General features: G+C 40.4%; 21 protein-coding genes. 8 read left to right on the plus strand and 13 right to left on the minus strand.

The features are described from left to right. Positions 1-314 precede the first annotated feature (314 nt). Positions 315-5,480 carry a S8 family serine peptidase gene (locus tag ACSSVW_RS00005; protein ID WP_454178562.1) on the minus strand — a complete coding sequence of 1,722 codons (5,166 nt, stop codon included), beginning with the start codon at positions 5,478-5,480 and terminating at the stop codon, positions 315-317. A 377-nt stretch (positions 5,481-5,857) separates the two neighbouring features. Here ACSSVW_RS00005 and ACSSVW_RS00010 point away from each other — a divergent pair, with 377 nt between their 5' ends. From ACSSVW_RS00010 to ACSSVW_RS00030, 5 genes are all read left to right on the plus strand, one after another. Next, positions 5,858-6,742 (plus strand): MipA/OmpV family protein, encoded by an 885-nt coding sequence (locus ACSSVW_RS00010; RefSeq protein ID WP_421420036.1) that lies wholly within the window; start codon positions 5,858-5,860, stop codon positions 6,740-6,742. After that, a complete protein-coding gene (locus ACSSVW_RS00015) occupies positions 6,739-7,137 on the plus strand; it encodes a DUF3019 domain-containing protein (RefSeq protein WP_421420037.1) in 399 nt (132 codons plus the stop codon). The genes ACSSVW_RS00010 and ACSSVW_RS00015 overlap by 4 nt, the downstream gene beginning before the upstream one ends. Beyond that, positions 7,138-7,848 carry a response regulator transcription factor gene (locus ACSSVW_RS00020; RefSeq protein ID WP_421420039.1) on the plus strand — a complete coding sequence of 237 codons (711 nt, stop codon included), beginning with the start codon at positions 7,138-7,140 and terminating at the stop codon, positions 7,846-7,848. Further along, the gene (locus ACSSVW_RS00025; RefSeq protein ID WP_454178563.1) at positions 7,841-9,055 is read left to right on the plus strand and encodes a sensor histidine kinase; all 1,215 of its coding nucleotides are present in this window, start codon (positions 7,841-7,843) and stop codon (positions 9,053-9,055) included. Before ACSSVW_RS00020 ends, ACSSVW_RS00025 begins: the two co-directional genes overlap by 8 nt. Before the next feature lie 115 nt (positions 9,056-9,170). After that, entirely contained in the window at positions 9,171-9,506 is a 336-nt protein-coding gene (locus tag ACSSVW_RS00030; protein ID WP_421420042.1) for a hypothetical protein, read from the plus strand. A gap of 196 nt (positions 9,507-9,702) precedes the next feature. Here the strand turns inward: ACSSVW_RS00030 and ACSSVW_RS00035 are convergent, their stop codons facing one another. Genes ACSSVW_RS00035 through ACSSVW_RS00045 form a run of 3 tightly spaced genes read right to left on the minus strand, consistent with a single transcriptional unit; the run spans position 9,703 to position 13,394 of the window. Beyond that, positions 9,703-10,689: a HupE/UreJ family protein gene (locus ACSSVW_RS00035; RefSeq protein WP_454178564.1), complete on the minus strand. Its 987-nt coding sequence runs from the start codon at positions 10,687-10,689 to the stop codon at positions 9,703-9,705. Further along, positions 10,686-11,555 carry a peptidylprolyl isomerase gene (locus ACSSVW_RS00040; RefSeq protein ID WP_454178565.1) on the minus strand — a complete coding sequence of 290 codons (870 nt, stop codon included), beginning with the start codon at positions 11,553-11,555 and terminating at the stop codon, positions 10,686-10,688. Before ACSSVW_RS00040 ends, ACSSVW_RS00035 begins: the two co-directional genes overlap by 4 nt. Positions 11,556-11,564: 9 nt before the next feature. Then, the gene (locus ACSSVW_RS00045) at positions 11,565-13,394 is read right to left on the minus strand and encodes a DUF3604 domain-containing protein (protein ID WP_036972394.1); all 1,830 of its coding nucleotides are present in this window, start codon (positions 13,392-13,394) and stop codon (positions 11,565-11,567) included. 363 nt (positions 13,395-13,757) lie between these two features. Between ACSSVW_RS00045 and ACSSVW_RS00050 the strand changes: the two genes are divergently transcribed. Genes ACSSVW_RS00050 through ACSSVW_RS00060 form a run of 3 tightly spaced genes read left to right on the plus strand, consistent with a single transcriptional unit; the run spans position 13,758 to position 15,393 of the window. Next, positions 13,758-14,453 (plus strand): HupE/UreJ family protein, encoded by a 696-nt coding sequence (locus tag ACSSVW_RS00050; RefSeq protein ID WP_454178566.1) that lies wholly within the window; start codon positions 13,758-13,760, stop codon positions 14,451-14,453. Positions 14,454-14,474: 21 nt separating this feature from the next. After that, positions 14,475-15,005 (plus strand): hypothetical protein, encoded by a 531-nt coding sequence (locus ACSSVW_RS00055; RefSeq protein WP_454178567.1) that lies wholly within the window; start codon positions 14,475-14,477, stop codon positions 15,003-15,005. A 52-nt stretch (positions 15,006-15,057) separates the two neighbouring features. Continuing rightward, on the plus strand, positions 15,058-15,393 hold the full coding sequence (locus tag ACSSVW_RS00060; RefSeq protein WP_454178568.1) for a DUF6488 family protein: 336 nt from the start codon (positions 15,058-15,060) through the stop codon (positions 15,391-15,393). 518 nt (positions 15,394-15,911) lie between these two features. Here ACSSVW_RS00060 and ACSSVW_RS00065 read toward each other — a convergent pair. The 9 genes from ACSSVW_RS00065 to ACSSVW_RS00105 all read right to left on the minus strand — a co-directional run bounded on the left by ACSSVW_RS00065 (position 15,912) and on the right by ACSSVW_RS00105 (position 25,152). Beyond that, on the minus strand, positions 15,912-17,618 hold the full coding sequence (locus ACSSVW_RS00065; RefSeq protein WP_454178569.1) for a hypothetical protein: 1,707 nt from the start codon (positions 17,616-17,618) through the stop codon (positions 15,912-15,914). Then, a complete protein-coding gene (locus ACSSVW_RS00070; RefSeq protein ID WP_454178570.1) occupies positions 17,602-19,338 on the minus strand; it encodes a hypothetical protein in 1,737 nt (578 codons plus the stop codon). Before ACSSVW_RS00070 ends, ACSSVW_RS00065 begins: the two co-directional genes overlap by 17 nt. Before the next feature lie 280 nt (positions 19,339-19,618). Further along, complete coding sequence (locus ACSSVW_RS00075; RefSeq protein WP_454178571.1) at positions 19,619-19,993, minus strand: cation transporter; 375 nt, start codon at positions 19,991-19,993, stop codon at positions 19,619-19,621. Between the two features lie 39 nt (positions 19,994-20,032). Next, positions 20,033-20,389 (minus strand): cupredoxin domain-containing protein, encoded by a 357-nt coding sequence (locus tag ACSSVW_RS00080; protein ID WP_454178572.1) that lies wholly within the window; start codon positions 20,387-20,389, stop codon positions 20,033-20,035. An 11-nt stretch (positions 20,390-20,400) separates the two neighbouring features. Further along, entirely contained in the window at positions 20,401-22,644 is a 2,244-nt protein-coding gene (locus ACSSVW_RS00085; RefSeq protein WP_454178573.1) for a heavy metal translocating P-type ATPase, read from the minus strand. 142 nt (positions 22,645-22,786) lie between these two features. Beyond that, complete coding sequence (locus tag ACSSVW_RS00090) at positions 22,787-23,302, minus strand: DUF411 domain-containing protein (RefSeq protein WP_454178574.1); 516 nt, start codon at positions 23,300-23,302, stop codon at positions 22,787-22,789. A gap of 10 nt (positions 23,303-23,312) precedes the next feature. Then, positions 23,313-23,801 carry a YybH family protein gene (locus ACSSVW_RS00095; protein ID WP_074988538.1) on the minus strand — a complete coding sequence of 163 codons (489 nt, stop codon included), beginning with the start codon at positions 23,799-23,801 and terminating at the stop codon, positions 23,313-23,315. A gap of 22 nt (positions 23,802-23,823) precedes the next feature. After that, positions 23,824-24,729, minus strand: a complete 906-nt coding sequence (locus ACSSVW_RS00100) for a copper resistance D family protein (protein ID WP_454178575.1) — start codon at positions 24,727-24,729, stop codon at positions 23,824-23,826. Positions 24,730-24,744: 15 nt separating this feature from the next. After that, the gene (locus tag ACSSVW_RS00105) at positions 24,745-25,152 is read right to left on the minus strand and encodes a copper resistance CopC family protein (protein ID WP_454178576.1); all 408 of its coding nucleotides are present in this window, start codon (positions 25,150-25,152) and stop codon (positions 24,745-24,747) included. Between the last annotated feature and the right edge of the window lie 5 nt (positions 25,153-25,157).

Consider the following 25,157-nt stretch of genomic DNA (forward strand, 5'->3'; position numbering starts at 1 on the left):
AGACCACATCATTATAATGCTGGTTTAGCGCCGAATGAATCTGAGGTTAGATATCAAGATTCTAAAACTGTGGCCAAAATTAGTTGACCACTACACAATGTGTATTTTGCTAATTCCAACGTAAATAAAAACAGTTTTTCATTTCAGTAAAGCGAGTAGCTCATTGAAAGAAAATAAAGTCTCAGATAAGTGTTAGGTTTTGGTCCCTGGGTTGATCTAATATTATTGGTTAGGGTATTTATAAAGCTAGGTGATGAGATATGAAAAAAGCCGAACTTAGTTCGGCTTTGGTGTGGAATGTCAACTTCCTTCACTTACTTTTTGCGTCTGAACACAAAAGGTAATCCTAGTAGTAACCAAGCTAATGAACCTGAAGAATTTTTCTTCGTTTCAGGCTCAAGCTCTGGTTTTGACTTAGCAGGTTCAGCGATGTTTAACATGAAGCTAGTCGTGGCAAAATCTTCAGGGTTTGCACTGTCTGATACCATTATGGTGATTTCAGTTTCGCCCGCCCAACCTTGCTCAGGTGTAATAGTAACTTTGGCACCTGATTCATGATTATCAATACGTGCGCTGATGTGATCACCTGCAACGGTAATGATATTGGCATCGTTTTGCATGTCAGTGTATTCAACATTAATATCAAAGCTCATGTTGTCTGTCATTGTCATATTTTGCATTGGCTTTAACTGAATATTGTTTAAGCCATCAGAGGTAACTGTAAGCATAAATGAAGCGCTAGCCACGTCGTTGCTATTTGTTGCATCTGCAACCGAAACGGTCACTAAGGTGTCACCATACCAATTTTGTTCAGGTATGATGTCGACTAAAGCCCCAGAGGTATTGCCATCAATATTTGCTGTGACATGTTCACCGGTTACCGAAATCACTTTTTCGGTGCTATTTGTTGCAGAGAAAATAACCTCTAAACCTTCTAGTGCTGTGTTTTCGTCGATTGTTGCATCATTAAATTGCCCAATCTTGATATTGCCATTGCCAGCAAGCACTAAGGTTTCAGTGACTGTCTCAGAATTATCATATGCACTTGATACAGAGATAGTTTGGTCCTGACCTGATGCGCTATTATTAACAAGTGCTTTGAAATTAAGCTTTATAGTAGAGCGTTCAGGGCCCGAGTAATCACCACACACGAGAACATTTGGCGCAACAGTGTCATCGACATTGTTGTAAGCAAGTGTTTGTGCGATATAGCCTTCATTAGGTCCAAATGGGTTTAAGAAGCCATGATAACCTCGAGTTCCAATGGTGCCATTACCCTGTAATGATTCGTCAATGCGATCATAGCCAAATAAAATCTCATGTTGCCCTTCATCAAAATCAGGTTGTGATTTCATAATCATTTGAGTGCTATAAGAGCCGCTGGTCCATGTCCAAAAATCGAAAGCGTATGCGCCATTCCACTGCACAATGAGTTCGTTATTAATGGTATTTGCTACAAACAGACCATTAACTTTACCTGTCATAAAGTCGATACCTGGTGTGATTGAAGCGGCAGCATTCCATAGCGGTGCAACCATCGTTGTCGGGAACTGTAGGAATTCCATAGGGGTGTGTGTGTAGTTTTGATAGAAACTACCCGATGGCGATACAAAACCTGCTGGGTTAATCGTAAATACATCGTTATATTCGTTACCATAGAACGACATACCTTCTAAGCCTAGCTGCCAATACTCAACATAGAAGTCATTCCAAACGTTACCTTCAATCGCTGTTGGGTTATAGAAGTAATAGCTTAGGTCAAACCAATTCTTTTTGCTATCCCCATCGTCGTATGGCATCCGACACATCGCATTGTCTTCACTTGTTGACCAAATATATTGACGTGGTGTAAGCGCTTCAGAAGGCTGAATGCCACTGATGGTAATGGTATTGCCATCAATTTTTGTCATCTCAGCATACATGCCTTCTACATCAATACTTTCTTTTGATAGGTTCATTCCCGAAGGCAAAGTTGCAGTGAGTGTGAAATTACGATCGCTGAGAGTCATATTTGGCTGGGCTTCGATATAAAAGTCAACAACATCACCTGTCTTAACTTTATCTTGGCTTGCGCTCACATTAAAATCAGCACCTTGTCTTTCAAAACGCAGGCCCATAACACCTACATCACCTGGATTGCTAGCATCACGGCCCATTTCAAGTGTTGCAAAGTACACGTCGTGTTCTTTAGCATCGTCTAGCTGCCAGTTCATGTTTAGACGGTAACCGTCGATACCGTTGGCTTCTCCTTCGATATTGACGTTAACTGATTGATTGTTCTCCTCAGGTATAATGGCTAGGTTTGTTACCATTTCAACTGGTTTATCTAAACCACGCGGATTGTTTGGATCATACAAAGTATAGTTACCTACCATCGCCCAGTATTGGCCTGGCTCAGGGTTATCAATCGCACAATAATTATAATCATAAGTGAATGAATAGCAGATAGCTTCGTCTAACCATTGCACTTTTCCATCACCATTGATGTCTTTACCAATATCCATTGCAACTTCAGTAAAGATGGTGCGGTCTACAACCTCACTTATTTCAAAAATAACTCGTTTGGTACCTTCAGGAACTGTAAATGGAATGACCTCAATACCTTCAGAGTTTTCTACTGCTATTGGGTCTAAAATACCATTGTCAGTATGTGGAACTAAAGAATGGTAGCGAGCTTCACCTTTTGTTAAACCATTTATGCGAATATCTCCGACTTCTTTTGTATATAAAGCCGGTGTTACGACACTGCCTGTTTGGCGATGCATGACTGTATTTAGATTATTTGGTAGACCATCACCACCAAATTGTAAACGCATAGGTAGTTTTTGTATCGGCATCTGTGAGTTATCAGGCGTGATAGTAACCATACCTTCAAACAAAGCATCTTTAGTTGAATTTATTGGATTAGAAATATCTTTAACTGACGCTGTAAACATGACGCTGCGTACTTCGCCTTTTTTCAGAGTGAAGTGTGCTGGATGAGCTTTTAAGTCGAGTAATTCAAGACCATTGGCATCGTTCTCCATCATATCGATAGACCATGTACCATCTTCAGTTGCCCTAAATGTTCGAACCCAAGTGCAGTTGAACTCACAATTCATATTGAATAAGTAAGCATCATTTAATGCTGAAATATCGCCACCATTATTAGGGTTTGCAGCACGATAGTTCTCAGCCGTTTCATCCATAACTAGGCCTACTCTCGCGGCTTTTTCAACGTCAATAATACCGCTACCAAAGTCATCAATACCTGCTGGACCTGTTTCACCCCAATAGTTGATAGTTGATGTGCCACCATGCGCTGTTGTCATTAATGCTGATTGAATTTCAGCTGGAGTCCAATCCGGGTGTAATTGGGTTAAGAGTGCCATTGAGCCTGCGACATGAGGCGCAGCCATTGAAGTACCAGACAGCAGAGAGTAATCAGAAGTGAATGGTGACGTTGTAAATGGCTTATCATCAGCAAATGCGGCAAATACGTTAACACCAGGTGCCCCGACATTAGGGACCATTGAACCCGGTGTTGTGCGACTTGGCCCGCGTGATGAGAAGTCAGCCACAAAGTCAGCTGTTCCTTCACTTACGTCCATTGATGACGCTGAAATGGTTGCCATGTGGCCATTGCCACTTGCTAGCCAATTCACCAGTGAGTAGCCTGCATTCGAGTCAATTAAAATACTTGGAATTACGTAAGGGTCGGTTGGCATAACACTGTCTTCTGTGTAGTCGCCGTTGTATAGAACCATTGCGCCAGCTCCACCAGCTTTAACATTAACGGCTTTTTCTACTCGAGCAATAGTACCTCGTTTACAAACCACAATTTGATCGTCAGTGAATGTTCCTTCAGGGAATGGGCTGTTACAGTTTTCATCACCAAACATACTGGCTAACACTAAATTGCCTGTGAATGCTTCAGTAAAGCCTTTGCCAACAATATCTGTAGGTGGTGTTGTATCGCCACCACTCATAGCTTCAAGGCGTTTTTCGCTATAGGCAATTTCACGACCATGCGTCGTTGCTGCAACCGTTGTTACCCATGGTGATACATGGTCAATTACTTCCCAGCCACTGTTACCTGCTGCCAATGCCGCAGAAATACCTGCTTCACGCGCAGATAAAAAGGCCATTTCGACAGGATCTTCCCACGGTGAGCTTTCACCGCCACCAATTGAAAAGTTAATTACATCAACACCATCTTGGATTGCATCTTCTAGCGCAGCGATTAATGCTTCAGCTGGACAGCCTTGCCACTGTGCTGTTGGCGAGCTTTCAGTGCCAAATGAGCCGTCATTGGCAAAACAGGTTTGATATGAAATGATATTTGCGCGAGGCGCAACCCCCGAAATATGGCCAAAAATTAAATCTGTTGGGATACCATCTGATGTTTCTGCAAATTCAGAAATATGGTACGGCACATTGAATAATTCATTACCAGCCGCAGTCGATGCAGTATGTGAACCATGTCCCTGATAGTCTTCACCGTTTTCAGGGCGAACTGGGTGTTCAGGTGTTTCATACCACTCATATTCTGGTTGGTAAGCTGATGACCAATAAGTATCGGTAATCACATCATAAGAGCGAACACCAATCAGTTTATCGTTACATAACGATGCAAATTCTTCGACTTCACAGTCGCCATAAACACGACCGCGCGGGTTAGTATGTACATAGCCATCACCTGCTACTGACGCAAAGGAAGGGTGATCGGTATTTACACCCGTATCGATGATCCCCATGATCACACCTTCGCCTTTAGTGCTTAGCGTTTTATTATTAGCAAGTGGCCATACTTTATCTGCCTTAATGTGTTTAGGGCCGACATCCGTCATTAGTTGATAATTTTTAGACGCTTTAACACTGCGAACTCCATCAAGGGCTGCAACACGTTGCGCTTGTGCTTGAGTCATAACCATAGATGCGCCATTAAGTGCGAACTTATAGGTATGTTTAGGTTTTACTGTCTGACCAATAACCTGAGAAATTTGTGCAAGTTGGGTATGTTGTTTTTGTGCTAAGTAGTTGTTGTACTCAATGACTTGTGGATCACTTGTATTTATTTTATACGCATTTGGGTTTGCAAGTGTAACCGGCACTTTTGGCATAGAGCGCAGGTTCGTTGCTTTAAGCCCTGGTACTCGACCATCATAAGTACTGATTGGCTGATCCATGAATTCAACGATAAAGGTATGTTCACCTTGAATAGCGGGATCCCATGTAAATGGAACTTTGCTGGGGAGTGCACGATGAATATTGACATTAGCTGCAGGTGATGAAATCTCAACTTCACCTGTAAAACGATTACGTTTTTTTTCTCTCGCTTTACTACTTTCAACCATTTCTGGCGTGATTTTAACCTCTTTTAAAAAGTCAGGAATTTGTTTTGTTGTTTGTGAAGATGTCTGCGCTATGGTACTTGCCGCTAAGGTCGCAGTACACAAAGCAGCTGCTACTGATATAGCTATCTTGCTTTTATTATTCATTTTTTAGCTCCTAGTTTTATGTGTACCCAAATCAAAATGTAAATTTTAGGTAAATTCAACGAGGGCTATTAATGCATATTTGTTAAAAGATAATTGTCCAAGTTTGTGTAATTTTTTTTCAAAAAACAATGAATAGCTTGTTATTTAAGTCATTGAGGGGGAGGTGTGTAATTTTGTACAAAAAGACAAAGTTATATCGTGCTATTTTGGATTGTTATACCTTTTAATTGTATTGTTTTGAATAAATTATATTGTCAATCTGCTGATTGTCATAATGACAGTGTTGTTAATAATGTTAGGTTATTTTTAAAAAAACGCAGCAATAGGTATAATTAGTACTTAATTATTGCTTCGATGACAAAGTGATGAAGTAGCATATGATGAAGTTTAAACAAAGCATTCTGGTGATATTCATTGTGTTTTTTTTCATAGTGGGTTTGCCTATTCATGCTGATGATAGTTTTAGGGTTGAGACAGTTCCGGTAAATAGCTGGCAGCTGAGTGCAGCTATAGGCTATGGAGAAATTAGTTCACCGATAATAACGGATGATGATATTCATTTATTGGTGTTACCTGATATACGTTACTACGGAGACTATCTGTATATCGAAAATACGACTGTAGGTTGGAATCTGAAAGAGACACCGCGTTATGCCTTTGGTTTGGTATCTATGCTGAATATGGACGGCTTGTATTTTTCTCCAAAATACCGCTCATTAGCGGCTGCACTCTCTCCACCTCTTACTATTTCTGCACACCCTGATCCAGAGACTGATGTGAGCGATTCTGATGATGAAAAAAAAGATAGTAACGCTATTTTGGTTGAACAGGAACAGACAAAGCTTACCTATAATGCGGGATTTGCATGGCGATATTATGGTCCGATTGAGCTAAGAGTCGCGTTGTTGAAAGATGTTTCTGTGGGTCACAATGGTGAGGAATTGCATGCGCTTGCTAAAACTAATTATCAGTGGCAGCAATTGGCGTTAGAGTTTGAGATGGGTGCAACCTTTAAGTCATCAGAACTTGTCGACTACTATTATGGGATAGAATCTACGGATACAGAACAAGTAGGTTACGCACCTAAAAGCAGCATAAATGTTCATAGCCAACTACAATTAGCCTATCCATTATCAGCTCAAGCATGGTTAGTGGCAGCTTTTCGATATGAATATTTGGGAGCAGAGATACGACATAGTCCAATTGTTCATGATGTAGCGGTAAGATCCTATTTTTTAGGTGTTAAGTGGAGGTTTAAATGATTAAACCTGATATTTTTTTAGCTAGAGGCCTACTGTTTATAGTTCTGATTATCAGCTTTAAAGTCAGTGCAGAAAATACACCTCCTATAAAAACGTTTGTCATTAGACCTGCTACTTGCCTGACAGAAAAAGACACTAACTGCAAATCATCGTTTGTGTTTAGTTGGCAGTTAAATTACCCCACAGAAGTGTGTTTGTCTGAAAGAGACACAATGTTGGTGTGCAGTACCCAGCTCTCGTATTCCGAAGTACGGCAAATAAGTTTAGCGCAGAGTAGGCAATATAATTTAATCCCGACAGACTTTCCGAATATGAAAGAAACGCGTCATATTGAACTTCAAAGGCTTAATAAAGACGTGAGAATCGTTAACCGACGCGTTTGGAGTGTATTTTAAATGAAGTATAAAAATGCCCATGTACTCCTTATAGAAGATGATTTGCGGCTTGCGTCTTTTATCATTAGCTACCTACAAACAAATGGCCTTTTAGTGACGCATTTTAGCCGTACGGAGCATATGGATTTAGAGGCGCAATTACTCAATATTGATGTAGTCGTATGCGACATTATGTTGCCAGGTACTACTGGATTTAAGTTGCTAGAACAGGTTCGTATAAATTATGATGGACCTTTTATCTTTTTATCTGCATTGAGCAAAGATGAACATCAATTGCGTGGTTTTGAGCTAGGGGCGGATGACTACATCATCAAACCAATTAAACCAGAATTACTGTTAGCCCGAATTAATGCTGCCTTACAACGCAGTCATATACCACGTGTCGATAAGTCGCAAGAAGATATGCATCTTGGCAAACTCATTCTAAATAAAGCGACACGTCGCGTTGTGTTAATTGATGAGACTGTGCGTTTATCTCGTTATGAGTTCGATGTTTTATGGTTATTAGCATTGAATAAAAACAAAGCCTTATCGCGAGATTATCTCTACATCAACCTTACTGGAAAACCGCACGATGGGTTAGATAGAAAGATAGATGGCAGAATCAGTCGCTTGAGAAAGAAGATTAACTCTAAAGTAGATTTAGGATGCAAGATAAACACACTTTGGGGACAAGGTTACATGCTCGCTGTTGAGAAGGTTGATGCTTAGTTATTATAGCCGCTATGCGGTCGTGGTAATTGCATTGGTGTTTAGCTTTATATTATATGCAGACTATTGGTATCAACGTTATTCGCCAGTTCAAGTCCCTCATACTGAAGTGAATAGTATGATGCAAGCTTTATGTAAAGAGCACACATGTAAACAAGGCATGCAGCTTGCGAATGCGAGGGTTATGTCTTCAGACGAATTAGCCCTAACCCCCTCGATATTATCTCAACTTCGTGCAGGAGAAGTCATAGCAATGACTGGTGATCATGGTCATTACTATTACAGTGACTTACCCTCAACACCCTTTATATTGCGGCTTGGTCCTTATTCTATTCAACCTAAATTTATAAACTCTAGCTACACTATCGGCTTTTATATTTTGATGGGGATATTAATACTTGCAGGCTTCTATCCTTTGTTTAAAGAAATGAATAAGTTAAAAGGTGCCGCAGAGGTTTTTACACAAACAGGTGATATAAACTCTTTACCCACTTACAAAGGGCGCTTTTTTAAACCGGTGAATCATGCATTTTTTAATATGGTTAATCAATTAGCACGTTTAATGGCGTTACAAAAGGAGTTAGCTGATACCGTATCTCATGAGGTACGAACTCCCATTTCAAGGATCCGTTTTGCAATCGAAACACTCGCAAATAGCGATCCAAAAAAAATGGTTTCTGAAATAGAGTTAGATCTAGATGAGATGGAGTCTTTGGTTGAAGAATATCTTTCATTTTCATACTTAGATCATGAACAACCGCATATCGTAACAAAAGTGCATGATATTTCTTTCATTGCTGAAAAACTGGCAAGTTACTTTCAAAGCTTTACCGCGAAGAAGATTACGGTTGATTTCAATCATGTGCAAAAAGTTGAAGCATGTGTTGATGAGAAGCTTTTCACACGAGCGTTGAAAAACTTGATTGATAATGCCTGTAAGTACGCAAAAAATGAAGTGAATATACTATTCGAACAAACACCTTCATTACTTTATATTCATATCGATGATGATGGTGCAGGTGTTACAGAGCAAAAGATAGATAGTTTGTTTTTGCCTTATACCCAGTCGCAAGGTAAAAACGCTGCTGGCTGGGGACTGGGGCTGGCTATCACTCAGAAAATTATTACATTGCATGGGGGGGAAATAATTATTTCACATGCGACAACGCTTGGTGGAGCGCGATTTAGTATTTGTTTGAACAGATAGTTTGTGCGGTAAGGTTGACCCTAATTCAGAAGCTGTATTTACACAAAGCTGCACAGTTTATGATGTTTTTTTGTGCTTTAATATTTTTCAGTTCTAACTGGGGGAGCGCAAAAAAATGATAAAAATTACAGCTTTACTATGCATATTAGGCTTCGCTTTAGCATTTGCTTATGGACTTATTTTTGGAGGCAAAATATATGCTAAAGGTTATAAGGGGGAAGGTGAAATAAAAGGGCTTAATTCAAACAACGTTATAATGTATAACCAAGCTAATAAACGACGTTTTCAGCGACGAGATGCAAGCAATCTTTATAAGCAATGTATATCGACAAGTGAAAATGAATTTAAGCCAGAAAAGGGGTGTGTTGTGTGCAACAACTTAGCTAAATCAGAAGCAAAGCTTTGTATGCTCAAAACAATCAATTTTATAAATAATAGATCTAGACTTTAACGCTCACTCTTTATAACCGAGTTGTTTAAACTTTTATATCGCTCTGTTAGTTGCATTGTTATACAACTAAAAAGTTATCTATTAGGTAAGCCACAAAGTTTTAACCACCGTGAATAATGATTGATGGGTGCACGTAAGGCATTTTATTTATTCTCGCTGAGAGAGTGGCAAATAACATGCCTTACGTTAAACACGATTAAAAAAACATACCTTCAATACGCTCAATAAGCCAAAAACAGGCAAGGCTACCAATACCGTATGCCGCAAACGTAGCCGCGGGTTTTGGCACTTTAATAAGGTGCTTAGTAATGGCAACTGTGCCTAAAATAGCGGTAATGAAAAACAATTGGCCAAGCTCAACCCCTAAGTTAAAAAACAAGAGAGCTGCAGGCACATCGACTTGTGGTAAGCCAATGTCTTTTAGTGCTCCCGCAAAACCAAAGCCATGCAATAAACCAAATATAAATGCGACTAACCAAGGCCATTTTGTTGTTAGGCTGTGTTGATTGTGTCTAATACGTATTGATTCAGCTGCAATCAGTAAAATACTCAATGCGATGAGTGCCTCAACGGGAGGAGGTGGCAGTGATACATAACCAAATGTTGCTAAACCGAGCGTGATTGAATGTGCTAATGTAAACGCGGTGATTGTTTTAAATAACGTGACCCAGCCTCTAACAATTAACATCAATGCTGCAACAAATGCCAGGTGATCCCAGCCCTCTAAAATATGCTCAATTCCGAGTTTTGTATAAGAGGTGATGATTTGCCAAATACTGCCTTCGCTTGGAATCGAAAGCGTATTTTCATTCGGCTTCATTAATAAACTATATTGACTCCCGTTCAACAATTTTATGTTGATTAAAGTATCGATAGTGGTGCGGTTTAGGTTTTCAATTGTCAGTGTTGTTCCTGCAAGTTCTGTATCGGCAGTTAACCGATATTGAAACAATACAAATCCATTTATTACCATGTGATTCGGTAATGGAGAAAGTGAAAACTGAGGCTCGAAAACAGGGCGTATATTCTGCACTAAGTTATTGTTAGTGGGTACTTTCCAAAGTAAATTATACTCGTGTTCAGTCACTTGATTAATTTGTAAATACGCGGGGCGAATTTCATGTGCAAACCCTGAACTTCCCCATATTAATAGCAAGGTAAAACAAAATACTTTCATTCTCATAATGCGGCAAACTCTTGCTCTATTTCCGTCGGAATGGTGTCAGCTTCCAATCGAACGCGATACTTTTTAAGCAACGTTTCGAACATTTTTTGCTGTGATTCGATGACTGCATAGTATTTATACTGCTCTAAAACATAGTCTTTAATATCACTGAAAGGGGCTAAATGTTCGGGGGTATTATTGGCAATTTTAACGAGGTGCAAACCAAAACCAGACTCAATGGGCCCAACCCATTGCTCTGTTGGCTGCTTAGCGAGTTGCTCAACAAAGGTGCCTCCAAATGCATTCTTGAGGGTGTTTTCAGGCATGAGTGGCCAGTTGTTAGGCACTGAACGGCGATTCTCAAAACTGTTTAGTGTATTTGGATTTGCTATTAGCTGGGCGCGAATTTCACTCAGTTTTGGCTCTTGAGCCTCTTGTGGCGTTAATATAACTTGCTCAAACGCGAATGATTGCGCAATGGTAAACAGTTCTGGGCGAGCTTGATGAAACTCTTTAAGTTGTTGCTCAGAAGGGAGCTGCATTAAATTACTGAGATCGCTGGCAACTGCTTCCATTTTCTGTGCAAGTCGCGTACGAATTATTTCATCACTTTGATCAAGACCCATGGTTAACGCTTCACGGTAAAATACCTCTTTGCGAATATGTCGCTCAAGAATGGCAGCAATATCCTCATTCGAAGGTTCATGTTTCCACTGCGCTTTCCAAAGGGTTTTTAGGTGATCAAACTTAGCTTGATCGACCACTATTACATACTCATTGTTTTCTGATTCTTGCGAAGGTGCAAGGTAATTCCATGCTGCAAATAAGAGTGAGCCTAATACCAGAAAATGAGTAATAGGCTCTTTTAAAATACGTTTAATCATTAATTATACTTACTCTACTTCGTACCAAATAGGTGAGGCCCATGCGCGTTCTACAATTTGACGTTTTACATCATCTGGGTATTTAACACCGGCATTTATTTCGTCATATAACGTCCAACGTGCTGTTGGCAGTTGCAAAACACGCACATAATAAAATGCTTCTTGATTTGGGTCCCAGTCAGGGTCTGTCCATACTGACATAAGTTCAACAGCCCCTTTTACTTGATTGAATTCACCCGTTTTAAGATTTATAGGGGCATCAATAGGGGTAACACTTCCATCTGCTTTTAGGCGATCTCCCGAGGCTACAACGTCATAAACGTGGTCTTTCATCTCACCGTTTTCGTACCACCCTTTAATAATCTGGATACGATCTAAGTTTGGGCCAATAGGATCTTTGATTGCCCATACTAAAAACTCAGGGGCTTTTTTACCTTTGTAGTCGCCGCCCATCGGCACGCCCTTTTCATAACCATCTTTTACAAGGTCGGTGTAATTTTTGTAACTTTTATTGAACCCTTGGCCTGCAAAAAAACGGACTTTCATACGTGGGCCGCTGGTGGCAAAGGTTTCTTTTGCTTGCATTGAATCCCAAATCGCACTGCGCGTATTTGAATTAGCCCACACAGCAGTCAACGCGCCAGGACTGGAGTCTGCAATCAGCATTTCGCCTTCAAGCATTGCCTTAGAACGTACATCGGCTGTTTGGTCGGCATAGCCGTGACTACCGACAGCGTAATTGTCTTCTTCAACGTTACTTGGTGTGCCATTATGGCTGTCTGTTCCGCCAACAAACCCATATTTAAAAGGGTTAACTCCAAGCTCTGCATGATATTTAATGCCGCGTCCTAGTCCATAACGCACATAGTTTTCTTTTATGAACGCACGACCATTAAACTTTTGAATTGACACTGCATTTTCAAAGTCTGCAAATTCGTCATTGGGCCAAAAGTTGGGTATAACTTCTGAATTACCCTTAACTTGCATCATTTCTATGAGTGGCTCCATACTGGCCCGTTTTTCAGCATATTCTTTGTTTACGGGTACGCCTGAAAGACTTGCTTCAGCAAATAATAAGCCTTTCGATTCATTTGAGTTATGTGGTATTGCGAACACTTTTTTGCCACTGTCGCGTTGTGTTTGCATCCATGCCCATAGCTGCTCAGGATCGGCCCCTTCGTTTGATGAAAAAGGCATATCAGGGACATTGTTATCTCTAAAGAAAACATTGCGATGTTGGTTAGCCCCCCCAGGAGCAGATGTCCACTCGTAGGCATGTATGGTAGTGAATTTACCTGGTTGATAATGCTTTTCAGTGGCTTCTATATTTTTTTGCCATGTAGATTTAATGGCTTCTTGGCCTTGAAAAAATGCAGGGTGAGGTTCTCCACCGCCTGCTAATGGGGCTAATACGTACTTATTATAAAGTTTTAATGCCGTTTCTAAATCTGGAGCTTCACGAAAAGCAACGGCTATTTCGTGGTCGTAACCAGGTGCCCCTTCATTCATTAGGCTAAAGGCTTCTCCCATAAACTCTGAGTGATCTGTAACAGCAACAAAATCAAGTGGTCGTTTTATTTTGTGGAGACTGCCATTCACCATCATTTCTTCGCCTTTAGCAAAGCGATAGGCGTCATCAGGCGTTAGTCTATTACCCGCAATAAACGCATCCATAGACACACCTGTATGGACATGTTGCTCACCGAAGAACGCTTCTTTTAATGGGTAGACCTTGGCATTGTTAGGTTTTTGTTCGGCTTTTGCAGAAAAAGCTAACGGCAAAGAGCAGGCTAAAGCGATTGAAATAGTTGTAGATATAAGTGAAATCCGTGCACACATTTTGAGCACTCCTCGCAGTAAATGTGGTGATGTATATTTTTTGGATACTAACTGATTAAAAAATAGCAGGCTTTGTGTAGAAGAACCATCAAAAGCGGCTTTTTTTTGCACGATTAAGGAGTGCTGAACTTTTGTTTGATGAAGGAAATTATTTCTAAGTCGGTTGAATTAACAGTCATTACTGCAAATGATGAAGATAACGTTATAAAGGAGAAAACGTAAATCAAACGTTGCAATTAATGTTAAACCACTTAAGTATAGATAACAGTTTAGTTGGCCAAGCAGGCTTATCTGCGTTTTATAACATGTGATAAAAATTGAAAGGCGTATTACTTGAAAGAATTAGATGTACAGGAAGTTGGAATGCAAAATAAGCTATTAAAAATGAGCTTACTCTTTTTGATTGCAGTGCTTGGGCTCGTCAGTATTGATGTGTTGGCACATGGTGTAGATGACAACACCCGTGCATTTTTAGAGCAAAATCAGGGAATACAATTTGTCCCGTTTTTGTATATTGGTGCAAAACATATGATCACAGGCTATGACCATTTATTATTTTTAGTCGGTGTGACTTTCTTTTTATATCGCAGTAAAGATGTGTTGCTCTATGTGACGATGTTCACTCTTGGTCACAGTACGACGCTTTTGCTCGGTGTACTGGGTGATATTAACGTTAATGCTTACTTAATTGACGCGATTATCGGTTTTTCTGTTATTTACAAAGGGTTTGATAACCTAGGTGGGTTTAAACGCTGCTTTAACTGGCAACCCAATACAAAAGCAGCGGTGCTGATTTTTGGCTTGTTTCATGGTTTTGGTTTAGCGACGAAGTTACAAGAGTTTCAATTACCAGAGGATGGTTTATTAGTTAACTTAATTGCGTTTAATATTGGTGTTGAATTGGGGCAATTTGCAGCGCTTATCTTTATTTTAATTGCCATAAATGCGTGGCGACATTTTCCATCATTCCAACGTTTTTCGACCTTAACAAATACAGCACTCATGAGTGCTGGTGTGATGTTAGTTGGTTTTCAATTAACGGGTTATTTCGTTAGTTAACACATAAAAAAAGAGATGAGTATGCAACACACAGTGAGTTTAAAGACCTTAATTATAGCGAGCGTATCGTCAACGGTTGTTGCGGCCATTGCTCTGGTGACTTTAATTCTTCCGGCCGAATATAACATTGACCCAACGGGTATTGGCCATAAGCTTGGCCTAACCAGCATTGCGATAGCTGCAGAGACAGACGCACAACCAAGTCAATCACCGACAGGGAATAAAGGCAGCGATGAATTTCAGATCATTGAAGTAATCGTTCCTGCAGGTAGAGGAGTTGAATATAAGTTTGCAATGCCCCAACATGCCAAAATGACCTATGAATGGTTAACAGAGGGTGAGCCATTGTATTTTGATTTGCATGGTGAACCAGAAGGTGACACAACGGGGTATTTTGAAAGCTATACGATTGCCACCAGTAATGAAATGAAAGGAAGCTTCACCGCTCCCTTTGCCGGTTCACACGGTTGGTACTGGAAAAATAAAACAGATAACCCAATTGCCGTACAGCTCCTTGTTAAGGGTGAATATGAAGTGATTGGCTTAAAATAATAAACGGCATAATTAAACACATGGTAAAAGTAAGAACCAGGAGAGAAAAGTAATGAATCGATTAATTACAACAGCGTTAATCTGCATTGCATTATTGAGTTTTGGGGCGTTGGCGCACAGTGGCCATGACCTTATTAATGACCAAAAAGCAATGAATATTACTGCCAAGTCAATCAAGAAAATGACTTTTAAGGATTATGGGTTTGAAGTTGGTAAACTCGATGCTTCATGGAAAGAGGTAGCAAACGATAAGCTCTCAATAGTCCATGTTGAAGAGGGCTATTATGTTGTCAAAGCAGAAAACAAACAAAATGAGAAAAATATCTTCTTTAAGATAGCTAAGACTGGCGAATTGTTAGATGTGAAGTCCAATCATGATTTTGAATAGCTGAAAGCCATCAGCGTGTAATATAAATGAGCCACTCTGATAACTTGCTGTGCAATTCATCTATCAATAAACATGACCTTAATTTAGATAAGTGTTGTGGGGCTACTTTCAGGTATACAGTGGAGAGGTGGGGAGCAATACATTTCAATATTTTTTATTGAAAATGATGTTTTTACCTTGTTTTCACTTCATGCATAGATAATAAATAAGCCAAAAAGTGGCAGGAAACGTGTCCTCAATTTGGTTCTTATTTATACTGGGATTGAACTGCTACTGTAATATCAAATATAGGAAGATGAAGGCAGTAAGGTATATTGCCAGTATGCGACCTATTAAAAAGTAAGTGACTGAACTTTAGAGTACAAAAGTCTCAAGCGAGCGTTCAAGAGACAATAACTCACTTTTGGACATATGAGTTATATGTTTTGCTTAACACCGATTAGTAGAAATATGGCTATCTCTACTAATCATGTATTTCAGTTCCGCAAAGAGAGCGCAAAAGCCTACTACTTTACTATTTACTCCGATGTATTGAGAAAATCCTCGATATAATGAAAAGGAACGGGGTATCTGTAGCAGCGACATGCTGTTAGTACCAAAGGAGCTTTACCCTTAGTAACAGCTGACATATTCTTGAAGGAATCAGCATTGACACACTCTTGTTTTATATGTTCTAGCGCCGCGCTTCCATTCATTGGAAAGTCTGTTGATGCTGAACCATGCGTACTTGAGTTAGAATACATAACTTGTTCACTATTTTGGTTCGGATACCAATACTGTAACGTGCTATGTATAAGATTATCTTTAGCAAACTTTTCTAAATCTTGGTTTACTGAATCTAGTTTATACAAAGAGCAAAAAACAGCTAACAGCGGGTATAAGACGCTAGCCTCAGTAACTTTATTCTTATAGTTGCTGTTGGTCTTATCTTTATTTCTATGCTCAAGCAACTTTTCGTAAGAGTTGTGCATTGTAGGATACATGCCATCACACTCGAAAGCGAAAATACACTTATCGACCACCGCCGATAGCCAGCTCTGCACAAAACCATCAAGTTCTGAATTATTTGAAAGCAAAGTTAAAGCTAAACCAAAATCAATTGCCTGTGAGTCTTTGTACGGGGACAACAGTATTGGGTTATTAATAGCTAAGAGATTAATTGCACTAGTTACTTCCCTAAGGCGAAGCCGTAATCTTTTCTGCTCTTCAGTCTCCCCATCTGTTGGTAGTTTTTTAGCATAACTCTTAGAGAGTGAATCTAAAACCCAATGACCTTTGACGGCCAAACGTCCTAGCACATCAAACAGCTTAATATTTACATCGATAGAACATGGCGAATGAACCGCATGAGAGAGCGCGTATTTAAGTCCAACATATGGAATTAAACATCGGTCGACATAACAGTCAGTAATTTGTTGATACGTATCCATAATACTATCGAATGATTTTGAGAGTTTGTTCCTTCCTGTGTAGTGACCTTTAACTTTATCCCAAGCCAGCAGTAATGTACGTTCCGATGAAAGATATGCTGCTTCTAAATTATCACCGTCACGACACCATGAAAATAAAACCCATAAACAAACGTTAATCCGAGTTATGGACGATGCAATAGAATCGGTATCAGTGGTATTTGACAAAACTTCATCAATCAATACTGAGAAATGGTTGCTTGAACTTTCGGGCTCTTCAAGTAAAGCCAAGGACTTTCTTAATAAAGCTTGGCTGGAGCTAGGCAGCAGCTCCTCTTTCAGCAAGTACTGTTGAATAAGCTCTGAAAGCTTATCGCCATTCCACTCTTCAAATCTTAATTTATCCCGGGAGTTATAATTTTCAAACCCAGTGACTTCTTGACGAATACCGGAATTAATATCCCCTCCAAAACATAAACAGATAACAATTGGCTTACTGCTATGTTGAGGAGGTATGCGTGTGGGAATAAATCCGAATAGGATTTCTTGTAGCGAAGGAAGCAATGACTGGTTAGATTGTCCACTCCAAGTTTCACGAGTCAGGTTTCCTGATTTCACAGAAAATAGATAAACCGACTCTTCTTCGTCATCTTGCAATTGACCAACTGCTGCAATATCAACACCGTACTCTTTAACCCCACGAGTCGGTGAAATGAACACGTTCATTCCCATACTACTCAATAAATCGGGTAAGACAGCATCTAATTCCTGGCGCTCTTTCAACGAGGCTAAGTATTGCTTAAGAATTAACTTCATTTTTCATTCTCTCACAACGGTAAACTCGTAAAATATAATCTAGTGACTCTGGATCTAAGACATTTAACCTTGGCATTTCAGTTGAATGGGAAAAAGACTGCATTTGCATCTCTTGTCGCACTTGCTCTCCATCCCCCTGATGTATGTAGTAAATTGAGCTATTACCGTATAATAGCGTCTGCCTCGTTGCTATCAAATCGATAATCGATCCCCTTGATGCATTTTCGTAGGCTGCCTGCATATTCTTGTTGGACTCTTTCCAATAAGCGCTTATATTTTCTCTGGGTGCCATCAACTCTTTTAGTCCAGAAACTTTATCAATATCAGAATGATAAGCCTGAAGCTTACCAAGTAACAGCTCATATGGGTGTTCTTGAAAGCCTATATCAATGCACGATTGGAAGAATCGCTTGAGCTCCCCTGGATAACTTAAAAGTAAGGGGTCATATAAAATCTGCTCAAGCTCTTTACGAGTAGATCTTGAAGCTGTTTCGTAAATAGATAAAATGAAGCTTGCCGCCACTACAGGGCACGTAAAAAGCCAACCGACAGCCTTATGGCTAACAAATATTTGCTTCACTTTATCACCCAGCAATGCCATTTCAGCCTTTAACTCGACATGTTTGTCAGTAAAGTCATGAAGTAGATCTGAAATACTATGGCAAAGTGAAGGATCACCAGACAAAAACCACTTTGTGACAATATGATTAAGTAGCTTTTGATGCTTGCTCAGTAGTTCACTGGAAAAGTAAGCTAGTTGGGGGAACTTCACGCCAGCAGTCAAAATCGATTCCAATAACTTCACGGCTTGGGGGAATTCTCCTTTTCCGACTAAGTTGACCAATATATGATCGATATTGTCTATGATGCCTTTGTGTTCAGTGGAAACATTGGCGAACTGCTTTAGCAGAAGCCTTAGAACACCCTCTGGTAATTCAACTCTCATAAAGGCGACAATATTTGATATCTCATAGAGAACCTCTGGAGGAGAATCCTCAACAAATATGAGTAGAAACTCTTCAATTCGCGGCCAGTAAGATGGGAATGCATCACCAAAGCTAATTGTTGCCCGTATTACCGAAGCACAACAGCCACTTTCACGTTCACCACTTCCACTAAGTAGCTCCCAAATGACATTAGCTTGATCTTCACCCACATCAAGCCTGCCCAAAATAAAATAGGCTTGGCTTCTCACCATCTCATTTTTATTCGCGATCAGGTTTTCTGCAGTTTGGATAGCATCGTTCACACAATTTGAGTCGTATGCGAGAATTGAACTAGAGAGAAAAGGGGCATATTGACTTAGGTCAGTTTGTGCAAGGATAAATTCAACACTATCTCTGGGGCGATGTGCTTCAACGCTACAGAAATGTTGAAAAGCCCTATAGACTCCACCAATAGCCAAGTCTCTACCAGCCTGTTGCGTGAGGTGTAGCAGGCAACGGAGGACATCTTCAATACTTGCATCTAATGAAGGTAGAACATTTTCAAAGACATGCAGAATTTTGAAAAAATCATGACCGCTGAAGCTTTTATCAACTCCTCTTACTAGCTTGATAAGATCAATCTCTCCTGCGTTGTGCAACTGAGTCAAAGCATCTTTCAAGACCTTCTCTTCAGACCGTGTTTCCTCAACATATAGATCATTAACCTGAGATAGCAGCTCTTCTGCTGTGTCATTTGCCGCTAGTAACCGAGCTTTTGTTTCTTCTAATGACATTGTATATCCCTTACTCAACAACGATTAAGCACTTTGCTGTAAAAGAAGAGCTAGGTCAAACTAAAAGATACTTGAGATAAGATCTGGAGATGTTCTAAAACGTTTTGGGGCATAAACGAGTTATGACTGAAGGTTCGCTTTTTGCACATTTGCGACGGTCAGATGTGACTAAACCCCATTTTCGAATTTGACAGACCAGATCAAGGCTTACTTAATTAGTAACGGTTACTCATTTAACAACATGTAAAAGTATTCACAGGTTTCCTGTCATGGGGAAACCTTACTCTTTATGTTTATTGTGCCTATTTGGTGGGGTTGCATGGCAACTCCAGGGTTTGTGAGTGACGTTATCTTTTATATTTTGATCGACAAATTGGTAGTAACTTTCTTTTGTGTGTGTCCACCAGCCATTGTGAAGATCGGCACCGTGTTTGCGAATAACGGTTTCGATCCCTTCTAAGTTTAGGTGGGTTGCGTCATAGGCCAAGTGTATTACGTTTTCACGAATATTGTAGCTCACTTCATCGATGCCAAAGAGTCTATCAATCTCTTCTATGAGTGCATCACAATTTCCATCTGTCACTTTACACAGCCGCAGATTGCGAACGACTAAGTTTGCTTCTTTTACGCCGACTCTATGTTCTAAATCACTCATAATAATCTCTCCAAGCTGTTTTATTTTCACCTCACAATCTCATTCGACTGCAGTGATAACACCTTTGTACATTTGCATTTGGCAGTGAAAAACATGTTCTCCCGGTGGGATATTTTGCAGGTGTATTTTTGTCACTTTGTTTAGGGTCAGTTGTTCACTTATATCTAAGGAGGGAATGAGCAGTGTTTCGGAGCAAGGTGACGGATCTTTTCGCAAAAAAGATAAGGTTATTGGGTGGTTAGCTGTAACTTGTAGAGAAGCAGGCGAATAAACCCCTTCTTTTACCTCAATGAGTACGTCGGTACTAGTTGCAACAACGTTGTTTGGTTTATACAGCCAAAACCACCAAATGATCAGCGCGATGAGTGAAATACCGATAACGTTAATAATTATCATAATGTGGCTCCTTAGTGATCTTGTGCTTTAAATAAACGAAGCCTGTTTGCATTCGTCACCACGGTAAGCGAAGAAAAAGCCATCGCAGCACCCGCGATAACAGGGCTCAGCAGTAGACCAAAAAATGGATACAGAATACCTGCCGCCACTGGAATACCTGCCACGTTATAGATAAATGCACCAAATAGGTTTTGCTTTATATTGCGTAACGTGGCTTTGCTCACTGCAATGGCATCAGCTAAGCCATGAAGAGAGCCTCGCATGAGTGTGATGTCGGCACTTTCAATGGCAACATCAGTGCCTGTTCCAATCGCAAAACCAACATCGGCGAGGGCAAGCGCGGGGGCATCATTGATCCCATCGCCTGTCATACCGACAATTTCGCCTTGTTGTTGGAGTTCGCGCACTTTATTGGCTTTGTCTTCAGGTAGAACGTCAGCAAAGAATTCAGTAATTTGTGCTTTTTTTGCTATCGCCGAGGCGGTTTCTTTATTATCGCCAGTAAGCATAATAACGCGGATACCATTGGCTTGAAGACGCTTGATTGCACAAAGTGAATCAGACTTCATCGGGTCCGCTACCGCGATAATTGCGGCTAGCTGACCATCAACAGCAAAATACATTGGCGTTTTTGCTTCTTTCGCTAAGGCCTGTGCTTTCGTTGTGAAGTCAGAGAGTTCAATTTCTTTCATTTTCATTAATTTACTATTGCCAAATAGCAGCGACTTACCATTACACGTGGCTTCGACACCATAGCCAGTAATTGCGTTAAAGGCGTCTATTTTCAGCAGCTCGATTTCTTGCTCCATGGCACTGTCGACAATTGCTTGCGCAAGAGGGTGCTCTGAGCCACTTTCTAAACTGGCTGCTAGCTGTAATATGGTTTTTTCATCACTCTCATTTGCTAAAATAACGTCAGTGACTTTGGGGGAGCCTTCGGTAATGGTGCCCGTTTTATCTAAAATCATGGCTGTAATTTTGGAAGCTGTTTGCAGTGCTTCACCATTTCGAATAAGAACACCGGCCTCAGCTGCTTTGCCCACACCGACCATAACCGACATTGGCGTAGCAAGTCCTAACGCACACGGACACGCGATGATAAGCACCGTTGTTGCAGACACAATTGCAAAGGCAAGAGTGGGCTCAGGGCCAAAATTTAACCATGCTAGTGCACTGACGATAGATATAATCATGACAACCGGCACAAAATACGCAGATATAACATCGGCTAGTCGCCCTATTGGGGGTTTTGAGTTTTGGGCACGTTTTACCATCGCAATAATTTGTGCAAGCGCGGTGTCTTTTCCTACCCGTGTTGCTTTAAATAGGATCATGCCAGATTTATTGAGCGTACCCGCGGTGACGTCGTCTTTTTCTGATTTTTCAACAGGCATGGGTTCACCTGTTAGCATTGATTCATCAATGCTGGTGTGGCCTTCGATTACTTCACCATCAACGGGGATTTTCTCACCCGGTCTGACTTTGATAATATCATTGAGCAACACTTGGTCGATATTTATTTGAACGTCTTTGTTATCTCTAACAACAGTGGCGGTTTTGGCCTGTAAGCCGATTAAGCGTTTGATTGCTTCTGAGGTTTTTCCTCGTGCTTTTAGCTCTAACGCTAAACCAAGGTTGATTAAGCCAATAATCATGGCGGTGGCTTCAAAATATACATGCCTTGCCATTAGCGGAATAGCATCGGGAATAAAGACAACCAGCATTGAGTAGACCCATGCGGTACCAGTGCCCAGTGCAATGAGGGTATCCATATTGGCAGAATGATTTTTAAAGCTTTTCCATGCGCCAATATAAAAATGTTTACCAGAGAAAAACATAACCGCAAGCGTTAAAAGACCAACAATTAACCACGCGAGCCGCTCAGTATTGGTTGCTACGGTCATCTCGCCAATAGCAATACCATAGATCATAAGAGGCACACCCAGTGAGAGTGCGATAATGGTGTCGCGCATCAGCTTTTTATAATATGCCCAATCGGCTGCTTCTTTTTCATCAAGGGAGTCTGTGTGCGAACTGTCATTGAACGGTTTGGCATTGTATCCAGCAGATTCAATGGCTTTAACTAGGTCTTGGGTATTGGCTGTCCCACTGACGAGTACGGTTCGGTCTGCAAAATTCATCTCTGCGCTGTTCACGCCAGGTGTATTTTGCAGTGCTGCTTCAATTTTCCCTACGCAACTGGCGCAGCCTGCGCCCTCAATGATTAGCTGCTGCTCTGTTCCGGCTTTATTCATGCGGTGTTCCTTTTTATTAAAGCCCTTAGCTTAGTGAGATGGTTGCTTTGGGCTTTATTTTCATTAATTTTACAGTGTCGTAAAAATGATGAAGTGAGGTACTATTTTTGTAATCACCTAGTTATAGCGTATGCCTAATTCATTAAAATTGCTCGGCATATTGTTCAATATATTGATAACTTACAGCGGGTGAATCTATTGTTAGTAAATTAATGTTGTATTTATGGAATACGTTCCCCATTTCCATCCCTGGCGTACCCACGGGCATGGCAGGAACACTTAAGCCTATCGTACCTTCAGGGTGTTGCTCTGATAAGAATTGCTTAACAAATTTAGCGGGAACATGCCCCTCAAAAATAAAGCCATCGGCTGACACCGCCGTGTGGCATGAGCGCTGATTTGGTTTTATCTGATAGTTATTTTTTATGGTGCCCATATCAACAACATCAATGGCTGTTGTATTAAAGCCATTTTTGTTCATGTGTGTGACCCACTCTTTGCAACAGCCACAACTTTTACTTTTATACACAGTGAGTTCACTATTTGAATCATGTGTGTGTTGATTGCTGTTATGGGTTAAGGGTTGATTACTAGTTGTTGCCATCACTGGCAAATTGAACACGAATAGTAGTAATGAAGCAAAGTAGGTTGTTCGCATGTTGTACTCCTTAATTAGACCAGTGGATATGAGTGATTTTCCATCCATTGTCGGTATTTTTGAGTGTTATTGTTTCCATTCCAATACTCTTTATTTCTTTCCCTTTGTAGCTGCCTTCGGTTGAGCTTCTGGCAATTGAGAAAGCTATATCGCCCTGCGTGAATACCTGATGCTCTAATAATGTGCTTTCAACGGCTTTTAAAAATGCCATATCTGCATGCATATGGTGATTTGCGTATTCATCTGCTGAGCGTTCAATACCGCCTCCTTCAAAAATAATAACATTGTCAGCGAGTAGTTTACGAGCTGTGACTTGATCACCCTGTTTTAGTGCTTTTTTAAACGCGGTTACAGTGTGTGCGGGTTCACTGTCGATACCAACAAATAAGGTGCTTTTGTTTGGATGAGCTTCATCACCGTGTGCGTTAACAGCAAACGAGCTGAGTGCACCTAAAAGTAGCAGTGATATCATTTTTAATTGTGATGTGTTTTTTAGCATGCGTTTTTTCTCTACTTCATAGTTAAATAGGAGGGCCAACAAGTGTGGTAAAAACACTTGTTGTGATAAGTACAAAAAGCGCTATGACCATTTCAACAGCGATAGAGCCTTTTAAGGTTTCAAAATACCGTTGCCGGTTAATATTAGGGACTAAAAATAGTTTATGCCATGCGCCAAGCAAAAGCATGGCGCTGACAAGCAGTAACTTCAGTAAAATTAATTGGCCATAAGTTGAAGTAAATAATGCAGAAAATGAGTGCAGATACTGTTGTAAAAGCGCCAAGCCAGACACAAACAATACAACCACAATAATGATGGCCATTTGTCCAAAGTGATGCATTATTTTTTCAACGTCGGTTCTGATAAGCAAGGTGCAGCTTTTAAGTAATGGCCATAATGCGCCTATCCAACAGGCTAAAGCCGCAAGATGAAAGGTCAAAATACTTTTTACTAGGCCATTTTCATTGGCACTGTGACCAGTAATAGAAAAACTAAACGCAATAAGAGCCGCTATGATTAGCATAAGAGCAAAGTTGAATTTTTCTGCGTTGTTATTTTCTGCCTTCACATTCCACAAGGAGGCAACCATAAGTGCGACTAAGAAACTAACAATCCTTAAACGCGCTTGCTCGCCAATTACCGAGTACCAAACAATCTCGAGCATTGGGCGATCTAACATTCCCATAAAACCTGATTCGGCAATGGCACCTGCCTCTATTGGTGTTTGCAAAATAGCCGCTATTAAACCAACCATTAAGCATTTGATTTGCCAGTGCTTCAAGAAATATAAAAACGCAGTATGCTGGTTTCCATTAAGGTGAAAATGGCTAATAAAACGTATCAGTAATGTACCTGCAAGTGCTGCTATAGCCGTATAGTTTGCTAGTTTCATTAACAGTAAAAGCAGCGACCACTCACTAAATTGCATTGTCATGACCTAAGGCTAGTGATTATGGTTACCGTGGCCATTTTCTGGCATTTTTGTTTTATTACTATGCTTTGTACCATGGATCATGAAAGTGAATTCCCCTGTCATTTTATGGCCATCACCACCGAGTGCGATCCATTTTACCGTGTAATTGCCTTGCTTTAAGTGCGGCAGTGGCCAACTAAAATCACTACTTGGAGCTGCTGTAGGCTTAAAATCGAAGTCGATAGGTTGTTTATGTGCATCTTGAACGACTATTTTTGCTAATCTTACTTTTCCGCTAAACGCGAGCGATAGCTGCTCAGGGCTACTCATTAACATTGCTTTATCTTGTGGCAGAGTGTGTGTTACTGAGACATGAGCCGATGCCATAAATGGCATTGTTAGTACGAAAATGAGTGCGACATACTTAAAAAATTTCATAATTA

The sequence above is a fragment of the Pseudoalteromonas sp. MBR-15 genome, assembly GCF_053628915.1.